At 59.5% G+C, this 17,705-nt stretch carries 17 protein-coding genes; 10 read left to right on the forward strand and 7 right to left on the reverse strand.

The window, feature by feature from the left end; all coding sequences use genetic code 11:
- Positions 1-11: 11 nt before the first annotated feature.
- From BN77_RS15345 to fabI, 3 genes are read left to right on the forward strand one after another with little or no spacing between them, the layout of a single operon-like run.
- Positions 12-980 carry a phosphate acetyltransferase gene (locus BN77_RS15345; protein ID WP_007533419.1) on the forward strand — a complete coding sequence of 323 codons (969 nt, stop codon included), beginning with the start codon at positions 12-14 and terminating at the stop codon, positions 978-980.
- 4 nt (positions 981-984) lie between these two features.
- The gene (locus BN77_RS15350) at positions 985-2,157 is read left to right on the forward strand and encodes an acetate/propionate family kinase (protein ID WP_007533420.1); all 1,173 of its coding nucleotides are present in this window, start codon (positions 985-987) and stop codon (positions 2,155-2,157) included.
- A gap of 43 nt (positions 2,158-2,200) precedes the next feature.
- Positions 2,201-2,983, forward strand: a complete 783-nt coding sequence (gene fabI / locus BN77_RS15355; RefSeq protein ID WP_007533421.1) for an enoyl-ACP reductase FabI — start codon at positions 2,201-2,203, stop codon at positions 2,981-2,983.
- An 83-nt stretch (positions 2,984-3,066) separates the two neighbouring features.
- Here fabI and BN77_RS15360 read toward each other — a convergent pair whose 3' ends face one another.
- From BN77_RS15360 to BN77_RS15370, 3 genes are all read right to left on the reverse strand, one after another.
- Positions 3,067-3,306: a tautomerase family protein gene (locus tag BN77_RS15360; protein ID WP_007533422.1), complete on the reverse strand. Its 240-nt coding sequence runs from the start codon at positions 3,304-3,306 to the stop codon at positions 3,067-3,069.
- Positions 3,307-3,341: 35 nt separating this feature from the next.
- Entirely contained in the window at positions 3,342-4,055 is a 714-nt protein-coding gene (locus BN77_RS15365) for an SDR family NAD(P)-dependent oxidoreductase (RefSeq protein WP_007533423.1), read from the reverse strand.
- A gap of 138 nt (positions 4,056-4,193) precedes the next feature.
- The gene (locus BN77_RS15370; protein ID WP_007533425.1) at positions 4,194-5,126 is read right to left on the reverse strand and encodes a LysR family transcriptional regulator; all 933 of its coding nucleotides are present in this window, start codon (positions 5,124-5,126) and stop codon (positions 4,194-4,196) included.
- 228 nt (positions 5,127-5,354) lie between these two features.
- Here BN77_RS15370 and BN77_RS15375 point away from each other — a divergent pair, with 228 nt between their 5' ends.
- From BN77_RS15375 to BN77_RS15390, 5 genes are all read left to right on the forward strand, one after another.
- Positions 5,355-6,032 carry a type 1 glutamine amidotransferase domain-containing protein gene (locus tag BN77_RS15375; RefSeq protein ID WP_007533427.1) on the forward strand — a complete coding sequence of 226 codons (678 nt, stop codon included), beginning with the start codon at positions 5,355-5,357 and terminating at the stop codon, positions 6,030-6,032.
- 134 nt (positions 6,033-6,166) lie between these two features.
- The gene (locus BN77_RS15380) at positions 6,167-7,933 is read left to right on the forward strand and encodes a cytochrome c biogenesis protein DipZ (RefSeq protein ID WP_007533429.1); all 1,767 of its coding nucleotides are present in this window, start codon (positions 6,167-6,169) and stop codon (positions 7,931-7,933) included.
- 12 nt (positions 7,934-7,945) lie between these two features.
- Positions 7,946-8,686, forward strand: coding sequence for a peptide-methionine (S)-S-oxide reductase MsrA (msrA, locus tag BN77_RS15385; RefSeq protein WP_007533432.1), 741 nt, complete (start codon positions 7,946-7,948; stop codon positions 8,684-8,686).
- A 78-nt stretch (positions 8,687-8,764) separates the two neighbouring features.
- Positions 8,765-8,992, forward strand: coding sequence for a hypothetical protein (locus BN77_RS32190; RefSeq protein ID WP_007533434.1), 228 nt, complete (start codon positions 8,765-8,767; stop codon positions 8,990-8,992).
- Between the two features lie 777 nt (positions 8,993-9,769).
- Positions 9,770-10,822, forward strand: coding sequence for an alpha/beta hydrolase (locus BN77_RS15390; protein WP_007533446.1), 1,053 nt, complete (start codon positions 9,770-9,772; stop codon positions 10,820-10,822).
- A gap of 190 nt (positions 10,823-11,012) precedes the next feature.
- Here BN77_RS15390 and BN77_RS15395 read toward each other — a convergent pair whose 3' ends face one another.
- Positions 11,013-11,921 carry a DUF1003 domain-containing protein gene (locus BN77_RS15395; protein WP_007533447.1) on the reverse strand — a complete coding sequence of 303 codons (909 nt, stop codon included), beginning with the start codon at positions 11,919-11,921 and terminating at the stop codon, positions 11,013-11,015.
- 512 nt (positions 11,922-12,433) lie between these two features.
- On the opposite strand from BN77_RS15395, the gene BN77_RS15400 reads away from it, so the two are divergent.
- The gene (locus tag BN77_RS15400) at positions 12,434-12,850 is read left to right on the forward strand and encodes an organic hydroperoxide resistance protein (protein ID WP_007533449.1); all 417 of its coding nucleotides are present in this window, start codon (positions 12,434-12,436) and stop codon (positions 12,848-12,850) included.
- A gap of 120 nt (positions 12,851-12,970) precedes the next feature.
- Here the strand turns inward: BN77_RS15400 and BN77_RS15405 are convergent, their stop codons facing one another.
- From BN77_RS15405 to BN77_RS15415, 3 genes are all read right to left on the reverse strand, one after another.
- Entirely contained in the window at positions 12,971-14,305 is a 1,335-nt protein-coding gene (locus BN77_RS15405) for a sensor histidine kinase (RefSeq protein WP_007533452.1), read from the reverse strand.
- Positions 14,305-15,042, reverse strand: a complete 738-nt coding sequence (locus BN77_RS15410) for a response regulator (protein WP_007533453.1) — start codon at positions 15,040-15,042, stop codon at positions 14,305-14,307. The genes BN77_RS15405 and BN77_RS15410 overlap by 1 nt, the downstream gene beginning before the upstream one ends.
- A gap of 446 nt (positions 15,043-15,488) precedes the next feature.
- Entirely contained in the window at positions 15,489-16,397 is a 909-nt protein-coding gene (locus BN77_RS15415; protein ID WP_007533458.1) for a universal stress protein, read from the reverse strand.
- A gap of 271 nt (positions 16,398-16,668) precedes the next feature.
- On the opposite strand from BN77_RS15415, the gene BN77_RS15420 reads away from it, so the two are divergent.
- A complete protein-coding gene (locus tag BN77_RS15420; protein WP_040677819.1) occupies positions 16,669-17,697 on the forward strand; it encodes a CorA family divalent cation transporter in 1,029 nt (342 codons plus the stop codon).
- The last annotated feature ends 8 nt before the right edge of the window (positions 17,698-17,705 follow it).

Below are 17,705 nucleotides of genomic sequence, written 5' to 3' on the forward strand. Positions count from 1 at the left end.
AGCATGTGCAGATGTCGGATTTGAACAGAATTGAGGAAGAAGCGGGTCGCCATGAGAAGTATGAGCGGCTGATCGCAAAGGCAAAACAGGTCCCGCAGATGCGAACGGTTGTCGCTCATCCCTGCGATGAGACGTCGTTGCGCGGCGCTGTCGAGGCGGCTGAGGTTGGACTGATGCGCCCGATCCTTGTCGGGCCGGGAGAGAAAGTGCGCGTCGTCGCAAAATCCCACGACCTTGATATCTCGGCGTTCGAACTGGTCGACGTGCCGCATAGCGATGCAGCGGCGGCCAGGGCAGTAGAGATCATCCGCGAGGGCGGTGCAGACCTCCTGATGAAGGGAAGCCTGCACACGGATGAGCTCATGCGGGCCGTGACCTCGTCCACTACTGGGCTTAGGACGGCGCGACGGATCAGCCATGTATTCGTCATGGATGTTCCAAACCATGCGGAAACGCTCTTCATCACCGATGCCGCCATTAACATCGCGCCCGATCTCGACGCCAAACGCGACATCATTCAGAACGCGATCGATCTCTTCACGCAGATCGGTCTCGGCACGCCGCGGGTGGCAATCCTCTCGGCTGTCGAGACGGTCACATCGAAGATCCCTTCGACGATCGACGCCGCAGCTCTCTGCAAGATGGCCGAGCGCGGACAGATAACCGGCGGGGTTCTCGATGGACCGCTTGCCTTTGACAATGCGATCGATCCGGAAGCGGCACGAATAAAGGGCATTCAGTCGCCGGTTGCCGGCCACGCCGAGATCCTTGTCGTTCCAAACCTCGAGGCCGGCAACATGCTGGCGAAGAACTTGACCTTTCTCGCAAGGGCGGATGCGGCGGGCATCGTGCTAGGGGCGCGCGTTCCGATCATCCTGACATCGCGGGCGGATTCCGTCAGAGCACGTCTTGCCTCGTGCGCCGTTGCAGTCTTGCTTGCCGATGCGCGCCGTCGCACGGCACCGATACAAGGCGGTTGAAACCATGGATACAATCCTCGTCGTCAATGCCGGTTCTTCGAGCTTGAAATTCGAAGTGTTTTTGGTCGCGAGTTCGATGCAGCGACTAGTCAAGGGACAGGTGGAGGGGATCGGCACTGCGCCGCACCTCACCATCAAAAGCGCCGGAGGCGAGCGGTTGACGAGCGAGAACTATCCGCTCGAAGCCGTTCCCGACCTGCCGGCGGCGATGCGGCTCGTCGGGGAATGGTTACGGGAGAGGCAGGATGGGCGGCTGATCGCCGTCGGCCACCGCGTCGTCCATGGCGGCCCCAACCATTCACGCCCGGCGCGCGTCAATGCGGAGTTGCTTCGCGAACTGGAGCAGTACGCGCCGCTGGCACCTTTGCATCAGCCCAACAATCTCGCGCCGATCCGTGTGCTGTTGGAACGCCAGCCACAGCTTCCACAGATCGCCTGCTTCGACACGGCCTTTCATCGCGGCCATGACCCTATGACGGACCACTATGCCATTCCGGCACACTATTTCGATGAAGGTATCCGACGGTATGGCTTTCATGGACTTTCCTATGAATATATCGCCGGAAAGTTGGGCGAGATCGCACCTGCCATTAGCAAAGGGCGGATTGTCGTTGCGCATCTGGGGAGCGGCGCATCGATGTGCGCGTTGTATCGAGGCGGGAGCGTCGAGAGCACGCTTGGCTTTACGGCTCTCGACGGCCTGCCGATGGGCACGCGATGCGGCCAGATCGACCCCGGCGTGCTGCTCTACCTCCTGCAGCAGCATGGCATGACGGCACCGCAGCTGCAGGATCTTCTCTACAAGGAATCAGGTCTGAAAGGGCTTTCCGGCATCAGCAACGACGTGCGCGACCTGCTTGCCAGCGACGAGGCGGGCGCACGGCTCGCGCTTGACCATTTCGTCCATCGCATAGGCCTCAACGCCGGCGCTCTGACCGCCGCGCTCGGCGGGCTGGACGCCTTTGTGTTTACGGCTGGCATCGGTGAAAATTCGCCGGCCATGCGTGCACGGATTGCCAAGAAGCTGGAATGGGTTGGCGCCTTCCTCGATCAGGCGCGGAACGAGGCCGGTGATCTGCTTGTCTCCAGCGACGACAGCAAGGTGGCCATCTACGTCGTGCCGACGGACGAGGAACTGATGATCGCGCGGCATACGCTCGCGCTTATCGCGGCGTAGGTCGCGTCAGACTGCAGGTTTTAAGACCGAAGAGAGGGCTGATATGATTCCAGAGGTAAAGGCCAAGCTTCTCGAAGGAAAGCGCGGGCTTGTGGTCGGTATTGCCAATGACCAGTCGATCGCGTGGGGCTGCGCCAGAGCGTTTCGTGCCTTGGGCGCGGAGCTTGCGGTGACCTATCTCAACGACAAGGCCAAGCCCTATGTCGAGCCGCTGGCTGAGGCGTTGGAGGCGCCCATCGTCATGCCGCTGGACGTCGCAGTCCCCGGACAGTTGGAGGCCGTGTTCGACCGCATTGCGGAGCAATGGGGCGAGCTCGATTTCGTTGTGCATTCAATCGCCTTTTCGCCGAAGGAGACGCTGCAGGGGCGCGTCGTCGATGTGCCTCACGACGGCTTCCTGAAGACGATGGACATCTCCTGCTGGTCGTTCATCCGCATGGCGCATCTCTCCGAACCTCTGATGAAACGTGGCGGCACCCTGTTCACCATGACTTACTACGGCAGCCAGATGGTCGTGAAGAACTACAATGTCATGGGCGTCGCCAAGGCGGCTCTGGAAAGCGCCGTCCGCTACATCGCCGCGGAGCTCGGACCGAAGGGCATCCGTGTGCATGCGATCTCGCCAGGCCCGCTGGCAACACGGGCAGCCTCAGGTATTCCCGAATTTGACGAGCTTCTGAACAGGGCACAGGAAACGGCCCCGACGCGCAGCCTCGTCTCCATCGACGATGTCGGCATGGCGACCGCCTTTCTGGCTCATGACGCCGCGCGATTGATCACGGGCGATACGATCTACATCGACGGCGGCTATCATATCGTTGACTAGGACCGGGGCTTCCAAGCCTGTCGATGCACAAGACCCGCCGCTTGCAACGTGAGCGGCGGGTTCGGCGTCGGCTTTCGACAGCATCAGGACTTTGCAGCGGCGGCGCGCTGTTTGCGGAATTGCAGGGCCGGAAGCCCGCCCCAGCCCCAATTGTCGAGATCGACTTCCTCGATCACGACGAAGGTGGATTCAAGCGGCTTGTTTAGGACGTCGAGCAGCACCTGGCTGACGCCCTTGATGATTGCGGCCTTTTCCTCAGCGGATACGGAATTGCGTTCGGGTGTGGTTCCTTCACGGGTGACTTGTACGGTAACGATAGGCATTTGCAGTCTCCTTTCTCGAGGTTTGATCGCAGCGTCTACCAGCGGCCGGCGTTCTGGCCGCCATCGACGTGGAGGATCTCGCCGGTGACGAAGCTCGCTCCCTCGAGATAAAGGACGGCATCGACGATATCGCGAATTTCGCCCATCCGGCCGACCGGATGGAGGGTCGAAAGCGCTGCATGGGTTTCCTGTGGATGCATCGGCGTCTTGATCACGCCCGGCGAGACCGCGTTGACGCGAACGCCACTCTTTGCGTATTCGATTGCCAATTCCTGGGTGACCGCGTTCAGGCCGCCCTTGGTCAGGGAAGCGAGGGCAGCGGGCACGCCGGCGATTGGCTGATTGACGAGGCTGGTGGTGATCGTGACGATGTGGCCTGAGCGCTGTTTCAGCATTTCAGCGATTGCGTGCTGCGTGATGTGAAAGAAGCCGGCGACATTTACGCTCATGTTTTGGTCGTAGTCATCCTGGGTAAATTCCGTGAACGGCTTGGCCAGGAAGACGCCGGCATTGTTTACCAATGTGTCGATGCGGCCGAAGCGCTCAAGCGCCTCGCGCACGACACGCTTGGCAGTCTCGGGCTTGCCGATATCTCCGGGGACGGCAAGTATGCCGGTGTCCGAGCTCGGTTCGATCGACCGCGAGGTGGCGACGACGCGATAATTCCGATCACGGTAGGCTCGCACCAATTCCGCGCCGATGCCCTGCGATGCACCGGTGACGATGGCGACCTTCTGTTGCGTGCTCATGATGTGTGATCCTTTCAATTGCCGCGGCCGCTTGGGGGCCGCCCCACGCCCTCGGCGTTGGTGCAATTGATTTAGATCCATTCGACATAGGAGAGAATTGCCGCTGTTTGCGCGACAATCAACCGAATTTCGGCATAATCAGGCGAGGCTGTCTGCTGCAGCCGCCATGCGCGCGAATTCTGAACGAAGGCGAGGCGTCGCGAAATCGACAAAGGCGCGAACCTTTGGCACCGACATCCGGCCCTGCGGCGCAAGTAGATGCACCGGAAGCGGCGGATGTTCGGCATCGGCTAGCACGATCTTCAACCGTCCGTCGCGTACATAAGCGGCGACATGGTAAGAGTAGAGCCTCGTCAGCCCGCCGCCCGCAGCAGCCGACGCGGCGGCGGCACGAACGCTGTTGACGATGCATCGCGGCGCGAAGTGAACCGTTCGCGGAATCGTCGAACCCTTGGCCGGCGTAAAGCTCCAGGAATCCAGACCGAAGTTGCTGAACGCGATGATCTGGTGTTTTGCCAGGTCGCCCGGCTCCCCAATGTCCGGATGGCTCACCAGATAGTCGGGGGAGGCGACCACGACGCGTCGCACGTCGCCACCGAGACGGGTGGAGACATGGGAGGAGTCCGACAGGTGGCCGATACGCACGGCAAGATCGACGCCTTCGTCGACGAGATTGACGAACCGATCCAGCATGAGAAACCGCACAGAGACGGACGGGTGAAGGTCCAGGAAGTCGTCCAATATCGGGCGCAACACCTCTTCTCCAAGGATAGGCGGCGCTGAAATTGTGAGCGTTCCGCGCGGTGCCGCCCGTTCGCCGCCGGCCAGCATGTCAGCTTCCTCGAGATCCACCAGCACGCGCCGACAGGCGGCCGCGTAGCGTTGACCAGCCTCGCTCAACTTCAATGTCCGGGTCGTCCGGTGCAGAAGCTCCACACCGACATGCGCCTCCAGGAAGCTCAGCGCGCGACTGACTGCCGTCGGCGATCGTTTGAGATTGCGGGCTGCACCGGCAAGACTGCCCTCGTCAATCGCCGTCACAAACACCTTCATTGCGTCGATGCGATCCATTCTGTCGCCTCGCGGAATAGTGATTGTCCGGCGGCGAGTATTCACCCGAAATCAGAAGGAAGTAAATATGCGCAGGTGTGACAAGACAGGTTGCGAAATCGCTCTATCTGTTGGGCAAGCCGGCAGCTGATAAAGGTTCGGAAAAGACCCAGAGCGCGACGTGCTCGCGGGTAGCAGGAAAACCGGCCAAATCGCATCTCGCGTTCGCTCAACAAAGGGAGACTGACGATGAAGATTCTGATGGTTTTGACGTCGCATGATCAGCTTGGAAACACCGGCAAGCCGACCGGCTTTTGGCTCGAGGAGTTTGCCGCACCCTACTACGTGTTCAAGGATGCAGGCGCCGAGATCACCCTTGCGTCGCCGAAGGGCGGACAGCCGCCGATCGACCCGAAGAGCGACGAGCCAGCCAATCAGACAGAGGCGATGGCGCGTTTCAAGGGCGATCCGGCAGCGCAAAAGGAGCTTGCAAACACCGTACGGCTCAGAGAGGTCAAGGCGGATGGCTTCGATACGGTCTTCTATCCCGGCGGCCACGGCCCGATGTGGGATCTGGTAAACGACCAGAACTCGGTTGCCCTGATCGAAACTTTCTACAATGCGGGCAAGCCGATCGCTTTGGTCTGTCACGCCCCCGGCGTCCTCAGAAAGGTAACCTATCAGGGGCAGCCTCTCGTCAAAGGCAAGCGCGTCACCGGCTTCGCAAACAGCGAGGAGGAGGCTGTCCATCTCACAGAGGTCGTACCATTTCTCGTCGAGGATGAGTTGAAGCGGCTAGGTGGGCACTACGAGAAGGCCGGTGATTGGATCGATTTCACAATTGTCGACGGGCGGCTGATCACGGGGCAGAATCCGGCCTCATCAGGCTCGGCTGCCAAGAAACTGCTGAAGCTCTTAAACCCTTGAACCGGCGTTTGGCGCCACTTGCACTCTGATACAAAACGGGTGGAACGCGACACATCCGGGATACTTCGGACTGATCCCCTGCAGCCACCGTCAACGACCAGTGCGTAAAGACCGGTCAACTGCAGGGTTCGAAAATGATCCTATTTCTGATCGCCTATCTGGCAGGGGCACTGACCATCGTCAGCCCCTGCATCCTTCCGGTGCTGCCCTTTGTCCTTTCGCGGGCAGGTCAGCCGTTTGCAAGAAGCATCCTGCCAATGCTGCTCGGCATTATCGTGACCTTTGCCGGCGTCGCAACGCTTGCTGCTGTCGGCGGAAGCTGGGCCGTGCACACCAACGAAATAGGCCGGTGTGCTGCCATTGCTTTGATTGCTGGTTTCGGGGTGACGCTACTTTCGCCGCGCATGGCTGCAATGATAATGCGGCCCGCCGTGGCGCTTGGCAGCCGCCTGTCGCAGCAGGCGGGCGGCAAGGCGGGCAGTGCCGGCGCTTCCTTCGTTCTCGGCGTCGCGACCGGTCTTCTCTGGGCGCCTTGCGCCGGCCCTATCCTGGGGCTGGTCCTGACGGGTGCCGCGCTGCAAGGGGCGAATGTGCAGACCACGCTGCTTTTGACAGCTTACGCAGCTGGTGCCGCAACTTCGCTTGCTTTGGCCGTACTTGCCGGCGAGAAGGTGTTTGCCGGTATGAAGCGATCATTGGGCATTGGCGATCGCCTGCGGCAGGGGCTTGGCGTCGCCGTCCTGGCTGGCGTTGCAGCAATCGCGCTTGGGCTCGATACCGGCCTGTTGTCGCGTCTCTCCTATGCCAGCAGCATCCGCATCGAGCAGTCGCTGCTTGATCGTCTGCGTGACACAGGCGGTGCTGGCGCAGAGGCGAGCGTTAATGCGATGCAGCTTGCCGCGAGCAATGGGCTTAAGGGATACCAGAGCAACTTGCCGAAGCTCGGCCGCTTCGTCTCGCTTGACGGCGCTGTTGAATGGTTGAATTCGAAGCCGCTCACGGCTGAAGATCTGCGCGGCAAGGTCGTTCTGGTCGATTTCTGGACCTACTCATGCATCAACTGCATTCGGACGATCCCTTACCTTCGGGCCTGGGCCGAGAAGTATCGGGATCAAGGCCTTGTCGTGATCGGCGTCCATTCTCCCGAATTTGCTTTCGAGAAGCGGATAGACAATGTCCGTCAGGCGATGGATGAGTTCCAGATCGGCTATCCCGTCGCAATCGACAATGACTTCAAAATCTGGCGGTCGTTCGGCAACAACTACTGGCCAGCCCACTATTTCATCGACGCCAAGGGCCAGATCCGGCACACCCAGTTCGGCGAGGGAGACTATGAGCAATCCGAGCGGGTGATCCAGGATCTGCTCGCGGAAGCCGCCGGCAGCAGGAAGGCTGACACGGCCGCTGTCGCGCCGGATGCCAAGGGCGCCGAAGCGGCGCCCGACCTCGCCCGGCTGCAGTCCGGTGAATCTTATATAGGCTATGTCCGCGCCGCCAACTTCATCTCGCCGGAAGGCGTCGGAGCAGATGTTGCGCGTGATTACACGGTGGGAAAACCGGAGCTCAACGAATGGGGACTCACCGGCAAGTGGACCGTAGGGGGCGAGCAAGCTTCGCTCGACCAGGCGGGCGGCGGCATCACGTACCGGTTCAGTGCGCGGGATCTGCATCTGGTGCTTGGATCTGGAGCGGACGGCAAGAAGATCCGCTTTCAGGTGAAGGTGGATGGAGTGGAACCAGGCATGGACCACGGTTCAGATATCGACGCAAAGGGCAACGGCACAGTCTCGCAAACCCGGCTCTATCAGCTGGTGCGCCAGTCCGGCGATGTGCGGGAGAGGACGTTCGAGATCCGCTTCCTCGATCCCGGTGTCGAAGCATTTGTCTTCACCTTCGGATGAAAGGACAGAACAATGAAATATCGACAGAAAACCCGTTCTGCCTCAGTCGGTGCCATCGCTCACCTCGGCATTGCCGCGCTGGTGGTGCTCGGTGGAGGCGGCGTGGCGCTGAAATTGAATGGCGGATCGAAGCTCGAGGAAGCCAAGCAGGTTCCTAAGCCCCTGCATGACGTGACCACAACGGCCGGAACGCAAACGCTGGTGCTTGCCGGCGGCTGTTTCTGGGGTGTCCAAGGGGCATTTCAGCACGTTGTCGGCGTCGTGAGCGCCACGGCAGGGTATGCCGGTGGTAGTGCTGCGACGGCGACCTACGAGATGACCGAGACCGGGCAGACCGGCCATGCCGAAGCAGTGGAGGTCGTCTTCAATCCCAAGCAAGTCGGTTACGGCCAGCTCCTGCAGATCTTCTTCTCTGTGGTTCACGATCCGACACAGGTTGATCAGCAAGGACCTGATGTCGGGAAGCAATACCGTTCGGCGATCTTTCCGTTGAACGATGAGCAGGCAGAGGTCGCCTCCGATTATATCACGCAACTCGGCAAAGAAGGTGCGTTCAGCCGCCCGATCGCGACTTCGATCGAACTCGGGAAGACCTTCTATCGCGCCGAGGCCTATCATCAAGATTACGCCTACAACAATCCCGACCAGCCTTATGTCTACATCTACGAGCAGCCGAAGATCGACGCTCTGAAACGGCTTTTCCCTGGGCAGTATCGGGAGCGACCAGTGCTTGTCGCAGACCGGGCGGGTTGACCTTTGCCACGGCGATGCAGACCGTCCCGAACTTTCCGGGGACCGGACCAGCGGACCAGGCAATTGAGGAGAAAGACAATGCGAATTCTAGTCGTTACTTTTGCCATGCTAGCGTTGGCAGCCGTGCCATGCGCCTGGGATAGTGCGCCGGGTGAATCGTCCCCGATCGCGGCCCTGTTCTCGCTGTTGTCGCCGGCGAATGCTGGTTCGAACGAGCGCGCGCAGACTGCACAGGGTACTTTCGTGGCGACGCCGTCCGACAAAGTACTCGCCCACTATGTGCGCTATCGAGGACCTCTAGGATGAAACTCTTCGAAGACAAGAAGTCGCGCTGGCGCTGAAAGGGCTCGACTCGAGCGTGACATAATCGGCTCTGCTGGTCAGCCCGCAGGGCGCAGAGCTCGCCATCATCGAATATTTCGACGAGCGTTGCCCTGAGCCACTACTCCTGCGGCAAGCGCGAAGATCGCGCCTTTGCGCGGACAGGTACCCTGACGATCGCTGAAGACATCCATCCGCTTCTTCCGCCGCGGGGCGACTGCCCACCGAGGACCGATCGGCATTGGAGCCGAGGATGTTGCGGAACGGAGCCGCGCCTCGATCCGCCTCGGACTAAAGGCGGTAGATGCGTCCCGCAAGCGATTAATGGCTGATGCGGGTTAGCCTCGCTCGGTCAGTGGCCCCGTTTGCAGCGAATACGACGAGACTCCGGAAGATCTCTGCATGTGCCGCTGGTCCCCTCTGGCCCTCGGGACCTGAGGGTCTTTGAGGCTTAATCAATCCGGCTGCTGGCTTCTTAAGACCGTTCGAGGTCTGGTCGACACTCGGGTGCAGTGCAGGGCGAATGCGGACACCGCTCAGGTTTCTGCGCATCGGGTCGCTTGTGGGGGATCCGCAATGGTCAGCCGCTGGCTGGTTGTCGTGGGTTGCCCCTTGGCGCGGACAAAGACAGCGTAATGTATGCCAATGTATCTCTCAACAGATGTGTCTACATTGGCTTTCATTTCCAGCCGACGGACACACAAACGATACACATGGATCATGTTTTATAGCGGTGTCTTTAACACAGCCCGGAGAGTAGCGATGGTAGAGGAAGTCGATCAACAACGGCGGCGATTCATGGGCGTAGCGGCGCTGACCGTCGCGGCCGCACAACTCGGGGGCATTGGAACGAGCTTTGCCCAGGCGGCGACACCTGCCGCTGTCCGTATTCCCACCATCGCGCCAGGCACGAAAACCTCGTTCGGCACAATCAAGCAGATCGATGCTGGGGTGTTGAACGTCGGCTATGCCGAACTTGGGGCAAGCGACGCGCCTGCGGTCATTCTCCTGCATGGTTGGCCCTACGACATCCATACCTACGTCGATGTTGCTCCGTTGCTCGCTGCAGTCGGCTATCGCGTCATCGTGCCCTATCTGCGCGGCTACGGTACGACGCGGTTCCTTTCCGACAAAACGATGCGCAACGGCCAGCAGTCCGCCATTGCCGCGGATATCGTCGCGCTCATGGATGCGCTCAAGATCGAGAAGGCGTTGATAGGCGGCTGTGACTGGGGAGCCCGGACGGCCGACATTATTGCCGCTCTGTGGCCCGAGCGCTGCAAGGCGCTAGTTTCCGTCAGCGGCTATCTCATCGGCAGCCAGGAAGCCAACAAGGCGCCACTGCCGCCGAAGGCTGAGCTTGCCTGGTGGTATCAGTTCTATTTTGCGACCGAACGCGGTCGCGAAGGCTATCAGCAATACCGCAGCGAATTCGCGAAGCTGATCTGGCAGCTTGCATCCCCAAGATGGAATTTCGACGACGCGACCTTCAACCGTAGCGCCGCCGCCTTCGATAACGCCGATCACGTCGATATCACCATCCACAACTACCGTTGGCGTATCAGCGCGGCTGATGGCGAGCGGAAGTACGATGAGCTCGAGGCGCGACTTTCAAAATTCCCGGTGATTGGAGTCCCGACGATTACGCTGGAAGGCGACGCCAATGGTGCGCCTCATCCGCAGCCGGAGGTCTATGCGAAGAAATTCTCGGGCAAATATGAGCATCGGCTGATCACCGGAGGCATCGGCCACAACCTGCCTCAGGAGGCTCCGCAATCCTTTGCGCAGGCAGTGGTCGACGTCGATCGCTTTTGATCGTTTTTACGGGCGACAGCGTGGCGGTTGGCCGCGACGTCCTCTGATGTCGGCTGGTTTGAATTCTGCAGTATAGATAGCGCATGCTACAAACTGCAGATTTCGGCCTGCCGGTCTAAGCCATTCATGGGCTGCTCTTTCAGGTGTTCGATGGTGCGGCACCCCGTCTGGGCTGGACCAGCTACTTTACTTATTCGTCGGTCTCTTCCGCCTTGGGCGTCGTGCTGAAGAGGTTCTTGAGCGCATTGGTTTTGGTTTTTTGTGCCTTGCTCATCTTTAGTGCGCGATTGGCGGCCTTGGCCTGTTCCAGCATCATTTCAATCTGGATCTGCTGAATCTCGGTCAATCGTTCCCACTGTCGATTCAACAGATGATCGACCTTTTCATGGAGGTGGCGAATTTCCAATTCGGCCTTGAGATTGACCTTATAGTCGTTGAGCGCCCGCAACCGATCCTTTGATTCCTGGCGGCGTTGGCTCATCATGATGATCGGCGCCTGCAGGGCGGCAATTGTCGAAAGGATAAGGTTCAGCAGAATGAAGGGATAGACGTCGAAAGCATCCTTTTCGCCAAGCGCCAGGTTGATACCCATCCAGACGGCGAGGAACATGCAGAAAGAGATGATGAAGGTCCAGCTTCCACCGAAAGCAGCGACGACATCTGCGACACGATCGCCGATTGAACGGTGTTCCTCGTAGTCCTCCTCAATGTTTTCGGCGAGCGTGTCGTGGCTCTTCAGGCTCTCGACGACTTCGTCCTCCAAGTTGGAGAGCTCTCCTCGTTCGTCGCGCAACAATTCGGCAATGTACTGGCCGCGGTAATCATCGACCACCTTGCGGCTGATGTAGTCGTCCGAACGGAGGCCAGGGTGCTTCTGCCGCATAAAATCTGCGAGCGAGGGGCGCATATCGTCAAAATGGATGGCGTCCTTCTTCTTCAGTGTGGCGCCCGTGATCGCGTCCACCAACTTGACTGACTTTGCCTTCGCCTGAGCCAGGCTCTTGGTATAGTCATCCATCTCAACGGTGGCGGCCTCTCCGTGCCCGGCGTCGAAGTCGACGATTTCTCCTGCAAAATCCAGGGGTTTCTCTTCTGCCATCTGCTGATCCTCGTTCCCGATTTTCCGCCCCTCTAGCCATCAAATCGAACAGGATTGTGACACTCATCTCCTCGCAAATTTGCGAGCCTGATGGTTGTTTTGGCTGAGGCCGAAAGGACCTCCGCAACCCGCCTTTGGAGACGAAAAGTGATGGCTTTTTGCGATATTCGTTTTCGATTGTTCGGCAATGGCAGGAATGGCGAGGGCATGCAGCGCGCCATGACTGCTCCTGGAAAGCAGCCGAGAAGTGTTTGGTTGTTGGCCTCTGGATTCTTGATCCGGCGTGGAGCGTTTCAGCGTTGCGCAGGGTTCCATATCCAGTGCGTGTCACGATTTGCCGGCCAGGCATCAGTTCCGGCTCGTATCTTATTGTATCGCCAGAACCTCAGACGGAATTTGTCTACATTTCAGCGCTTCAGCGAAACACTCCGGATACGTCCGTCGCGCCATCTGTGCTTCGACACGGGCAATCAGGCTCCGACTGTGTCCATTCTGTCGAAAGGAAGAGCACTATGAGCGAGAATCTGAAAGTCCTCTACACCGGTAAGACCCACACGACCGGCGGCCGTGACGGCGCATCGCATAGTTCCGACGGTCGCCTTGACGTCAAGCTGTCCCCGCCGGGCAGTACGGGGCAGGGGACAAACCCCGAGCAGCTTTTCGCCGCTGGCTGGTCGGCCTGCTTCATCGGTGCAATGGGCTTTGCCGCCAGCAGCCTGAAGGTTGCGCTTCCGACCGACCTCGCCGTTGACACCGAAGTGGACCTCTGCGGCAGCACCGGTGGCTATTCCCTACAGGCGCGCCTCTACGTGAAACTTCCAGGCATCGATCACGAAACTGCGCGGGCTATTGTCGATGCTGCACATCAAACCTGCCCATATTCCAAGGCAACGCGCGCTAATATCAACGTCACCATAAATCTCGTCTGACGAGATAAGAAAAACGGTCCTCCCCGTCAGATTGGGTATGGCGTTGAAGAGCGGCAGCTAACGGCTGCCCAGCTGACCGCTGCCGCTTTTTTCTATGTTGGAGCAATGATGGCGCATATTTCAGGCCATGGCTTGAACAATGGTCATCTCTGCCACAATGCCGCCGCCGTCGCGATTGCGAAGCGTCAGCGATCCACCGATCGCCGCGGCTAGCTGTACGGCAATGGCAAGGCCAAGCCCTGTTCCGCCGGTGTCGCGATTACGCGACTGCTCAAGGCGAAAGAAGGGCTTGAGGACGGCTTCCAGCTGGTCGTCGGGAATACCGGGCCCACGATCCATCACCCTGATGACGGTCGCCTCGTCGGCGCGACGTTCCACTTCGATCTCGGCGCGTCCGCCGAACTTCAACGCATTGTCGATCAGATTTGTCAGAATGCGCCTCAGGGCATGCGGCCGCGTCATGATCGCACCGCCGTCCATCTCTGTTATCGCAACCTCCTCGCCGGTGTCCTGGTAATCGTAGACAAGGCTTTCGATGAAGGAAGAAAGATCGATGCGGGAGGCCTTCTCGACATTGCCATGGGCACTGCGAGCGTAGGCGACGCCTTCCTTGACGAGACGCTCGATCTCGCCGAGATCCCGCATCAATTTGTCTCTGTCATCGAGATCGTCGGCCATTTCCACCCTGAGCTTCATCCGTGTGATCGGTGTTTGAAGATCATGCGATATGGCCGCGAGTATCTGCACGCGCTCCTCGAGATAGTGGGCGATGCGCTCGCGCATTGCGTTGAAGGCGGTTGCGGCATAGGCGACTTCGCTTGGTCCTGTCTCGCTGAGGCGAGGAGTCTTCAGATTCGGATCGAGGTTGTCAGCGGCCCTTGCGAGATTGACGAGCGGGCGAATGGCCTGGCGCACGGCAAACCAGCTGCAGAGCACCAGCAAAGCCAGTTGTGCGACGAGCACGTACGGCAGCCAGTCGGCGAGAGGCATGACGCCAGTCGGATTGACGTCAATCGTCAAGGGTGTGCCATCGCTCAGAGCGATATGCGCCTGAAGGCGAAAATTCGGACCGGGGATCGTTTCGACCGTGATCGGATATTTCGGCCCGATTGCCGCCCGCACCTTGGAGGCAATTTCGGCACCGCGCGCGTCGAGCGCTGGTGTTCCAGACAGGCCCCGCCCCAGAACAAACCTGTAGCTTCCCCGATCGAGTCGATCGAGCCAATCCGGGCGCTCGGCCGGTGGGAGCCGATCGAGGATTGCGATCGAAGTCGAGACGTCATTTTCGAGCGTGTTGAACATCATCGACTTGGCAGCCGTATAGCGCTCGAAAAACAGCACTGTGAACGACATGGCATGCGCAATCGCCAGACCGGCAAGCAGAATAAGAAATAACCGCGCTCCGAGGGTGCGCGGCCATAGACGAAATCCTTTCAGAAGGGCGCGCGTCGCCATCAGCGGGCCTCGGTGATCTCGATCGGCATGGAAAAGACATACCCTTCGCTTCGGACGGTCTTGATGTAGGTCGGCTCTCGGGCGTCGTCTCCGAGACGCTGGCGGACGCGGCTGACCAGAAGGTCTATCGACCGATCGAAAAGCTCCGCGTCGCGGCCCTGCGTCAGGTTGAGAAGCTGGTCGCGGTTGAGAACGCGCTGGGGGTGGTCGATGAAGACGCGCAGCAGGCGATATTCGGCGCCGCTAAGCGCAATCACCGTTCCGTTGGAATCGATGAGGTGGCGTGCCGTTGTGTCCAGTTTCCACTGGCCGAAGCTCAGCAACTGACCGGCCTCCGATATTTGCAGATTGGGCGGCAGCATCCGGGTGCGCCGAAGCACAGCCTTGATGCGGGCCAACAATTCGCGCGCCGAAAACGGTTTGGCCAGGTAGTCGTCCGCACCCATCTCGAGACCGATGATGCGGTCCATCTCATCGATGCGGGCCGTCAGCATGATGATGGGAATGGCCTTGTGTCGGCCGGCACGCAACTCGCGGCTAAGAACGAGGCCGTCGTCGCCGGGCATCATCACATCCAGGATGATGAGATCGACCGAGTTTGTTTCAAGGAAGGAGCGCATGTGCCGCCCGTCCGCAGCCGCGGTGACGCGCAGGCCATTCTTCTGTAGGTAACTCGATATAAGTTCCCTTATTTCGCGATCGTCATCGACGATCAGGATATGGTCGATGTGCTCCATCGCGCGATCTCCAATCTCGCACTGCTAGTGACGTCCGTGATGTATCCGCCATATGTTTGCGGCATGCAGGTTTGCATGTTGCCGTATCCGCGGCGCTTTAGATTACATTGCGATACAAGTCCGTACCTCAATAGGCTATCCCGATTACCAATGCATTGAGAGCGGGCGTACGATGGCGAAAGTCGATCCAGGTTTTGCTGTCGAGCGCAGCGTTGCGGAGAGCCTGGTGCCCCACTGGTGAATCGTCACCTTTAACTATCGACCTGTATGTGGCTCCGTCGTTTCCTCCGTTTGAGCCGGGGTCGGCGCAAGCTCGGTGCGCAAAATGAGGGAATGACACGGCTGCACTGTATCCCTTGGATATTCGCAACGACGCGAGAGCTGCGATTGCTCGCATTACCCTCTAAAAACCTCGAAGTTCTGCCGGATAACGTACTGGCGGGCCGTCAATGGCTCATCAGCAGGGGAACATTGGCGTGGGACAGAAGGCGATAGGTAACGCGGCCAAGAAGCAGTTCGAGGAGATAACCATGCTTGAACGCGCCGATCAGGATGCACGAGGCATTTACCGATGTGCCAAAATCGAGGATGGTGTTGCCGACCGAGCGGCCTGCTGAGGAGGTTACGACGATCTCGGCCTCGACTCCCAGATGACGGCAGATTTCCCGCGCGGTAGTCTCATAGTGCCTGCTCGGCATGTCGTCGACGCAGAGAACGGTGATACGGTTAGCAGCAACGAGCCAGCGCCTCGCGGCGACCATTGTCCTCCGTGAATGCTCATGCGGCTTCCAGCCGATCAGAACGTGGTCCAGTAGTCGTCCGCGATAACCACTGGCCGGTGGTACGAGTACGAGCTTGCCCTCATAAAAGAGAACGTTGTGGAAGACATCGCGTGCATCGAGATTGCCCTTGTAGGGTGTCACGACAAGCGACGCGTTGCGACAGACATTGGTGACGCAGCGGCGAAGATCGCCCTGGAAATCGCCGAGCATCAGGCTCTGCCGATGGGGGGCGCCGAGTTTCCACTCGTCGAAGAGCCGCTTGACGCGTTCGAATCGCTCGTGTGTCGAACCCTCCTCCAGGTCCCGGAGCATCTGCAATTCGATTTCCTCGGCCGAGACAAGCATCGCGAGCGGGTCGGCACCAATATGGACGGCAGCGATACGGTCGTGAACGGCGTCGGCTGCGTCGTCGGCCAGATCGAGGCAGGACTGCGCGGAGGCCGGATCCGGCAGAAGTGCGACAATATCGGCTTGGCTGGTGAGATCACGGACGTTGCGCGGGGCAGCACCCGGGTCGGGCCCGCCGAACCCCCTTTGCGCCCAGTTGTGGTCATTGGTAGTCGTGGTGATCAAGATGGCCCTCCCTTCTGGATTGGCCCCACGCGATTTTCAATAAAAGCATACTCTAATATGCGTGGCGTTTGAATTGTCACTTGGAGCGAAGGCATCTATTTTTCGAGGCCGACTTCGTCTCCACGCGCTGTTGTCGATCCCGGTGATTGGATCATGATGGCGAGTGCTCATTTCGATGATCTTGCGCGTCGATCGTGAGCTGCTAGAATCTTCCTGCCAAGCTTTTGCGTGGGCTGCATTTTCGTGTTTCTCTGGCTTTACGCGGTGCATGATGGAGATGCCAGTTGCCTCTAAGCTGAGTTACGGCGCGGAGCCCGGATTGCGCTTCGCGCTGATCTTGGACAGGTGTGGTGGTTGCAAACAGTTGGACCTCGCACGGGCCCAGCAATGGAAGCCTGAAGACGGGATACTCTGGCTACATTTCGAGCGGGACCATGCGGCGGCGGCCGATTGGGTCAATAGGCAAAGCAGCCTCGATAGCTTCGTGACGGAAGCCCTTCTTGAGGAAGAGACCCGGCCACGCGTCGAACCGGTCGATGATGGCCTGCTGATTATTCTTCGCGGCGTGTGCGCCACTGCCCCGGACGAAGAGCCGGAGAAGCACACCGATATTGATCTCGTGCCGCTTCACATGTGGGTCGACGCCAACAAGGTCATTTCGCTGCGTGACAGCGGTCATTACATCACCGCGCTTCGCGACATTCGCCTGGCGCTCGAGAAAGGCAAGGGACCGCATCGCACCGGAGACCTATTGGCGCTGATTGGCGACAAACTTGTGCGCGACCTGGAGCCCGTGCTCGATGCAATGGACGAGGAAGTGGACGAGCTAGACGAAATGATTTTTCACGGCGAGGCAGGCGAGGTGCGTGAGCGCCTCAAGCTGCTGCGCCGGCGTTCCGTTCAGCTTCGCCGCTATCTTGCGCCGCAACGCGATGCGTTGAACCGTATTGAGCATGACGACGCGCCATGGCTCCTGGAGCGCGACAAGCTGCGGATGCGCGAGGTCATCGACAAGCTGATGCGCTTCATCGAATATCTCGACGCTATCCGAGACCGCACCAGTATCCTCCACGACGACCTCTCAACTGTGATCAGCGAGCGCATCGCGCGTAACTCCAACCGACTGGCGGCATTGGCGGCCCTGCTTTTACCTCCGAGCGTGGTGGCTGGCTTGTTCGGCATGAACGTCGGGGGCATTCCTGGAGTCAACGACACCTGGGCATTCGTCATCATTGTCGTGTTCGTGACAGTGACCTCCGTTGCGACACTCTGGGTCCTTCGGCGGATCGGCTGGCTTTAGACGGCAAT

Origin of the sequence: Rhizobium mesoamericanum STM3625, assembly GCF_000312665.1 — a bacterium.
Classification (GTDB): Bacteria; Pseudomonadota; Alphaproteobacteria; order Rhizobiales; family Rhizobiaceae; genus Rhizobium; species Rhizobium mesoamericanum.